The following is an 814-nucleotide window of genomic DNA, read 5'->3' as shown; positions in this document are numbered from 1 at the left end:
GATTTTAATAAAAGCCGGCGCAGCGGGCTCAGACGGCTTTTCCTGTGGGCGGGAGCCGCGTTGGCGGTGATGATAGAACCGGGTTGTCGAGATACCGATCTTTTGGCAAAATTGCCGGACAGACAGTTCAGATTTTTTCTGCTGTTCAAAAATGTCCAGCCACTCAGCTTGAGTAAACCGGGATTGGCTCATGGGGCTTTTCTCATCATAAGAATAGGTGACACTATTTTAATCAGTGAATTCCCGCTGGCTAGGTGGGGTTCCCCGTACGCTTACCTTAATTTTGAGCATGGATGCCGAAGGTGTTTATTACAGTGAAAGAGATAATACATCAGGATGGTCAAGCGCAATCAGCACCAATATCATTAATACCAATGGTGCAGGCGACGCTATGATGGCAGGTCTTGTACATTGCTGGTTAGAAGGCATGGAACTAAAAGAAAGCGTCCGCTTTGCACAACAATGTTCAGCACTAACCCTGTCTTCGGAAAGTATTGAGATATTTCCTAAGCATCGTTTATCTTTTTGAAAGAAATTTGGACTTTTCGTCTTTCAAATAATGGTCGTGATTCCAAAGTAGACATTGGGTTATCTGTCCAGCGATATCTGTTTCCAAAAGAATGAAAGTTGGTGATTTGATCAGTATTATTGATAATCAAGATTGAAAATTTTTTTCAACCTTGATTATATGCTGTAATTATGGATTCATACCATCGAAAGGCAAAATAAAAAAAGACTCACATCCTTTTGATTCACAACCTAAAAATTTTTCTCTATTATTATTTTTAAACGTGATTATTCCTCCGCCATTGAT

General features: G+C 40.3%; 1 protein-coding gene and 1 pseudogene. One reads left to right on the top strand and one right to left on the bottom strand.

Annotated features, from left to right (window positions below; translation table 11 throughout):
* Positions 1 to 192 (bottom strand): IS66 family insertion sequence element accessory protein TnpA (tnpA, locus tag PSI15_RS18230; RefSeq protein ID WP_443256117.1); only part of this gene is annotated, 192 nt, incomplete at its 3' end.
* A gap of 85 nt (positions 193 to 277) precedes the next feature.
* On the opposite strand from tnpA, the pseudogene PSI15_RS18225 reads away from it, so the two are divergent.
* Positions 278 to 529, top strand: a pseudogene (locus PSI15_RS18225) (PfkB family carbohydrate kinase); the annotation flags it as partial.
* Positions 530 to 814: the final 285 nt, after the last annotated feature.

This window comes from Xenorhabdus sp. PR6a, assembly GCF_028599065.1.
Classification (GTDB): Bacteria; Pseudomonadota; Gammaproteobacteria; order Enterobacterales; family Enterobacteriaceae; genus Xenorhabdus; species Xenorhabdus doucetiae.
This window is presented reverse-complemented; position numbering and strand designations above follow the sequence as displayed.